Origin of the sequence: Trebonia sp. (assembly GCF_049794275.1) — a bacterium.
In the GTDB taxonomy this organism is placed as follows: domain Bacteria; phylum Actinomycetota; class Actinomycetes; order Streptosporangiales; family Streptosporangiaceae; genus Trebonia.
The window spans coordinates 1-4,778 of record NZ_JBARCR010000445.1 but is presented as its reverse complement, the minus strand read 5'-3'; the positions used below and the strand labels follow the sequence as shown (position 1 = coordinate 4,778).

The 4,778-nt window shown below is 68.8% G+C and carries 8 protein-coding genes; 5 read left to right on the top strand and 3 right to left on the bottom strand.

The genetic code is table 11. From position 1 onward, the window contains the following. Window positions 1-724: deoxyribonuclease IV (locus WA805_RS12305; RefSeq protein ID WP_425242393.1), on the bottom strand; the 724-nt coding region annotated here is incomplete at its 3' end. A gap of 25 nt (window positions 725-749) precedes the next feature. Further along, window positions 750-1,082 (bottom strand): hypothetical protein, encoded by a 333-nt coding sequence (locus WA805_RS12300; RefSeq protein ID WP_422276783.1) that lies wholly within the window; start codon window positions 1,080-1,082, stop codon window positions 750-752. Window positions 1,083-1,304: 222 nt separating this feature from the next. On the opposite strand from WA805_RS12300, the gene rpsF reads away from it, so the two are divergent. The 4 genes from rpsF (at window position 1,305) to rplI (ending at window position 2,939) form a co-directional block, all read left to right on the top strand. After that, entirely contained in the window at window positions 1,305-1,595 is a 291-nt protein-coding gene (gene rpsF, locus WA805_RS12295; protein ID WP_422276781.1) for a 30S ribosomal protein S6, read from the top strand. Between the two features lie 46 nt (window positions 1,596-1,641). Beyond that, the gene (locus WA805_RS12290; protein ID WP_422327310.1) at window positions 1,642-2,154 is read left to right on the top strand and encodes a single-stranded DNA-binding protein; all 513 of its coding nucleotides are present in this window, start codon (window positions 1,642-1,644) and stop codon (window positions 2,152-2,154) included. Window positions 2,155-2,227: 73 nt separating this feature from the next. Then, the gene (rpsR, locus tag WA805_RS12285) at window positions 2,228-2,464 is read left to right on the top strand and encodes a 30S ribosomal protein S18 (protein ID WP_422276777.1); all 237 of its coding nucleotides are present in this window, start codon (window positions 2,228-2,230) and stop codon (window positions 2,462-2,464) included. Between the two features lie 28 nt (window positions 2,465-2,492). Next, window positions 2,493-2,939, top strand: a complete 447-nt coding sequence (gene rplI, locus WA805_RS12280; RefSeq protein ID WP_422276791.1) for a 50S ribosomal protein L9 — start codon at window positions 2,493-2,495, stop codon at window positions 2,937-2,939. Between the two features lie 113 nt (window positions 2,940-3,052). Here rplI and WA805_RS12275 read toward each other — a convergent pair whose 3' ends face one another. Further along, on the bottom strand, window positions 3,053-3,265 hold the full coding sequence (locus tag WA805_RS12275; RefSeq protein WP_422276775.1) for a hypothetical protein: 213 nt from the start codon (window positions 3,263-3,265) through the stop codon (window positions 3,053-3,055). 500 nt (window positions 3,266-3,765) lie between these two features. On the opposite strand from WA805_RS12275, the gene WA805_RS12270 reads away from it, so the two are divergent. Next, the coding region (locus WA805_RS12270) for a DnaB-like helicase N-terminal domain-containing protein (protein WP_425242394.1) at window positions 3,766-4,778 on the top strand (1,013 nt) is incomplete at its 3' end.

The window sequence follows — 4,778 nt, the reverse complement described above, 5'->3', positions numbered from 1 at the left end:
CCGTCGGCGCGCCTGCCGCCCGCACCACGTCGAGCAGCGCCCCGGCGTCGATGGTGCCCGCGTCGAGGTTCGCGTGCCTGTCGGCGCCCGAATCGAACTCGTCCCGTGAGTTGTTGCAGTGCACCAGGTCGATCCGGCCGGTGATCGCCTTGACCCGGTCCACCACGTCCGCCAGGTCGATGCCCGCCGAATAGGCGTGACAGGTGTCCAGGCAGAATCCGACCTCGCCGCCATCGCCCGCGGCTGAGCTGACCGCCTCCCACAGCCGCGCGATGGCGTCAAGCGACCTGGCCATCGCGCCGTTGCCGCCCGCGGTGTTCTCGATCAGCATCGGCAGCGGCCGTTCGATCCGCTCGACCGCCTTGACCCAGTTCTCCAGGCCTTCCGCGGGGTCCACTCCCGCGTTGACGTGCCCGCCGTGCACGATCAGCCCCTTCGCCCCTATCGAAGCCGCCGCCTTGAGCTGCTGCTCGAGCAGCTTGCGGGACGGGATCCTGATCCTGTTGTTGGTTGTCGCCACGTTGATCACGTATGGCGCGTGGATGTAAACGTCCACGTCGGCCTTCGCGTACGCGTCGCGCACGGCGTCCGGGTCCCCGCCGGGAATCACCGGCCCCTTCCAGCCCTGCGGGTCGCCAAGGAAGAACTGCGCGAGCCGCGCGTCGCAGGCGACCGCCTCCGCTAGCGGGTCGTCGCTGTGGAAATGCCCTCCGATGCGCACCATGCCTTAGAGCATATGACGGGCCCCGCTACGAGAATCCGCCGTGCGCCAGGCCGAGCGCCAGGCCGACGAAGCCCGCGATGATGCCGGTCACGATCACGATCCGCTCCTCGCGGGTCGCCGAGATCATCTGCGCGTACAGGCCCACCACCAATGACACCAGGCCGGTGACCGCGGTCAGGATGGCCATGGCCGTGCTGTCGGCGCTCGGGACGTTCCTGATGACCAGCCCGAGCACGAACGACAGCAGGCCGAGCACCAGCGTGACGATGGCGAGGGCGTTGACCAGCGGGTGCGACCGCCCGTCCGAGTTGAGCGTGATGTGCGGCAAGCGGCTGCGCGTCCTGACGGTACCTGCCACTCCGGCCTCCAGGGGTCTACTCCTTCGTCTGGGTCTTCCCGTGGCGAGTCTTACCCACTGCGAGCCCGGGAATGCAGAACACGGAATGCGGACCGGGGAATGCAGGTCCGGGAATGCAGTAGAGTGAGACGCTGCGGGCGGTGGCGTACCTATGTTCTGCTGTCCGCACCCTCCTGTCACGGAAAGACCGTGACCGCGTCAGTCCAGAGGAGGCATGGGCGCATGCGCCACTACGAACTCATGATTATTCTCGACCCGAACCTCGAGGAGCGCACGGTGCAGCCGTCGCTTGAGGGGTTCCTCAAGGTCGTGACCACCGACGGCGGCACGGTCGGCAACCTTGACATCTGGGGCAAGCGCCGGCTCTCCTACCCGATCGACAAGAAGCCGGAAGGCATCTACGCCGTCGTTGACCTGACCGCGGAGCCCGCGACCGTCCAGGAGCTCGACCGCCAGCTCAACCTCAACGAGGGTGTGCTGCGGACCAAGGTCCTGCGGCCCGAGCACCGCTAGACCGGCCCAACCCCACCACATCTCGTCAGCGATCTGGAGGCACGCGATGGCGGCTGGTGACACCCCGATCACGATTGTCGGCAACCTCGTCGCCGATCCTGAGCTCAGGTTCACGTCGTCCGGGCAGCCGGTGGCGACCTTCCGCGTCGCCTCGACGCCACGGATCAGGGACGCGGCCACCAACGAGTGGAAGGACGGCGACAGCCTCTTCCTCTCCTGCAACGTGTGGCGGCAGGCCGCGGAGAACGTGGCCGAGTCCCTGCAGCGAGGGATGCGAGTCATCGTCTCCGGTCGGCTGCGGCAGCGGAGCTACGAGACCAAGGAAGGCGAGAAGCGGACCGTGTACGAGGTCGAGGTCGACGACGTCGGCCCGTCCCTGCGGAACGCTTCCGCTAAGGTCACCCGGGCTCAGCGCAGCGGCAGCGGGTACGGCGGCGGCCAAGGCGGCGGCGGCCAGGGCGGCCAGGGCGGGCAGAGCTCGTCTGGCGGCGGCCGCCAGGAAGACCCGTGGGCGTCCGACAGCAACGGCGGCGGCTACTCCGACGAACCGCCTTTCTAATCAACCAACACGTCCTGGCGCAGCCAGGACGACACCATCCCCGCGAAGCGGGGCTCTCTAAAGGAGCACCATGATGGCGAAGCCACCACTGCGCAAGCCGAAGAAGAAGGTCTGCGCGTTCTGTCACGACAAGATCAGTTACGTGGACTACAAGGACACGGGGCTGCTCCGCAAGTACATCTCCGACCGTGGCAAGATCCGTGCCCGCCGGGTGACCGGTAACTGCACGAGGCACCAGCGCGACGTCGCGACGGCGATCAAGAACGCCCGCGAGATGGCGCTGCTCCCCTACACCAGCACGGCTCGCTGAGGCAGGGGAGGACTGACCGATGTCTCGTATGAAGCTGATCCTGACCCAGGAGGTCGGCGGCCTCGGCACGCCTGGTGACGTGGTGGACGTCGCGGCCGGCTACGGCCGCAACTACCTGCTCCCGCGCGGGTTCGCGATGCCGTGGACACGCGGCGCGGAGAAGCAGGTCGACCTGATCAAGCGGGCGCGTTCCGCCCGCGAGATCCGCACCCTTGAGGACGCGCAGGCGGTCGCCGCCCAGCTGGAGCGGCTGACCGTCCGGATGAGGCGGCGGGCCGGGACGAACGGTCGGCTGTTCGGATCGGTGGGACCGGCGGACATCGCCGCGGCGGTCCGCGAAGCCGGCGGCCCCGAGCTCGACCGGCGCAAGATCATCGTGCCGGACCCGATCAAGTCGGCCGGGTCGCACCGCGTCCAGGTGCGGCTGCACCCCGAGGTAAGCGCCGCGGTCAACATCGAAATCACCGCTGGCTGATCTATAGCCCGCCTGATCCACAGGTCCGCAAGGCCTCTTCCACAGCCGAGTCCACAGCCGACCGAGTCCACAGGCTTCTGCTGTGCCCGCACTGCCCAGCCGGCGGTGCGCCCTCAGGACGAGGGCGTGCCGTCGGCTGGCTTCGTGTAGTGCTCCTTGCGCCTGGCCAGCTCGGGGTCCAGAGCGCTGACCATCAGCCACAACTCGGCGACCCGGGCGGCGAGCTCGCCGGGCCGCGGCTCACCGCCTTCTCCCCGCGCATCGCTCGCTAGCTGGTCAATCGCTGCCGCGATCCGGTCGATCGCTGCCCCCGTGATCGAACACACACGCGAAGGATAGCCGAGTCTGGTGACCGGCCGCAGCCGGTCCGCCGTGCTGCCCCAGACAGGTCGGCGTGACGGGAGAGACGCCACGGGCCCGTTCCGAAGATGGGAAAGGATCCCGGCCAGCCGCCAAGTCGCACCGGTTTTCCACAGGCAAGCGGTTGCGACCTGTGGATATTTCTGTGGATAACTCTTCGAAAAATTCTTGCAGGTTTTTCTCCTGCACACCCTGTTGACTGCGACTTGGCAGGCCAGGGTCGGTGCGGACCGGCAAGGAAACAGCGTGGTCCACAGCCAAGTCCCCATGCTGCGCACAAGTTAGCCGGCTGGTTCTCCACGAGTTATCCACACGACCTGCTGGCCGCCCCGCGCGCCTGCCGCCAGAATGTCAGAGTTCCCCGGATGATGGTGTCTATGACGGGGACGAGCCTTGTGAGGTCTGGGGGAGGTGGCGTGCGGTGAGCGTGGCCGAGGTGGCGCAGCGGGGCGAAGAATTCGAGCGCATGCCGCCGCACGACGTCGCCGCCGAACAGTGCGTGCTTGGCGGGATGCTGCTGTCCAAGGACGCGATCTCGGACGTGATCGAGGTCATCAGGCCCGTCGACCACTACCGGCCCGCGCACCAGCTCGTGCACGAGGCGATCCTCGACCTGTATGCGCGCGGCGAGCCAGCAGACCCGATCACGGTCTCCAACGAGCTGAGCAGGCGCGGTGAGCTCAGCCGCATCGGCGGCGCGCCGTACCTGCACACGCTGATCGCGTCCGTGCCGACCGCGGCCAACGCCGGCTACTACGCGCGGATCGTGCGGGAGCGCGCGATCCTGCGGCGGCTGGTGGAGGCCGGCACCCGGATCGTGCAGTTCGGCTACGCCGGCGACGGCGAGGCCGACGAGCTCGTGGACCGGGCGCAGGCCGAGGTGTTCTCCGTCACCGACCGGCGGCTCGCCGAGGACTATCACTCGCTGTCGGAGATCATGCCGGGCGCGCTCGAGGAGATCGAGGCGATCGGCGCGCACGGCGGCGGTATCACCGGCGTGCCGACCGGGTTCGCCGACCTGGACGCGCTCACCAACGGCCTGCACGCCGGGCAGATGATCGTCATCGCGGCCCGGCCCGCCGTCGGCAAGGCGCTGGCGCTGGACACGCCGCTGCCAACCCCGTTCGGGTGGACGACGATGGGACTGGTGCGCCCAGGGGACCTGCTGCTGGGCGCGGACGGCAAGCCGACGCGGGTGGTCGCCGCGACCGAGATCATGCGCGGGCGGCCGTGCTTTCAGGTCGAGTTCTCCGACGGCGAGGTGATCGTCGCCGACGAGCAGCACCAGTGGGTGACCTGGACCTCGCACGCCGCCGGGTTCGTGCCGCCGCAGGTGGTCACCACGGGCGAAATGGCCGCCGCGCTGCGGTCTGTCGGCGGCAGGTCGCGGTTCGCGGTCGCCGTGCCGCGGCCGCTCGAGCTGCCTGAGGCTGACCTGCTGGTGCCGCCGTACCTGCTCGGCGCGGCGCTGGCCGGCCG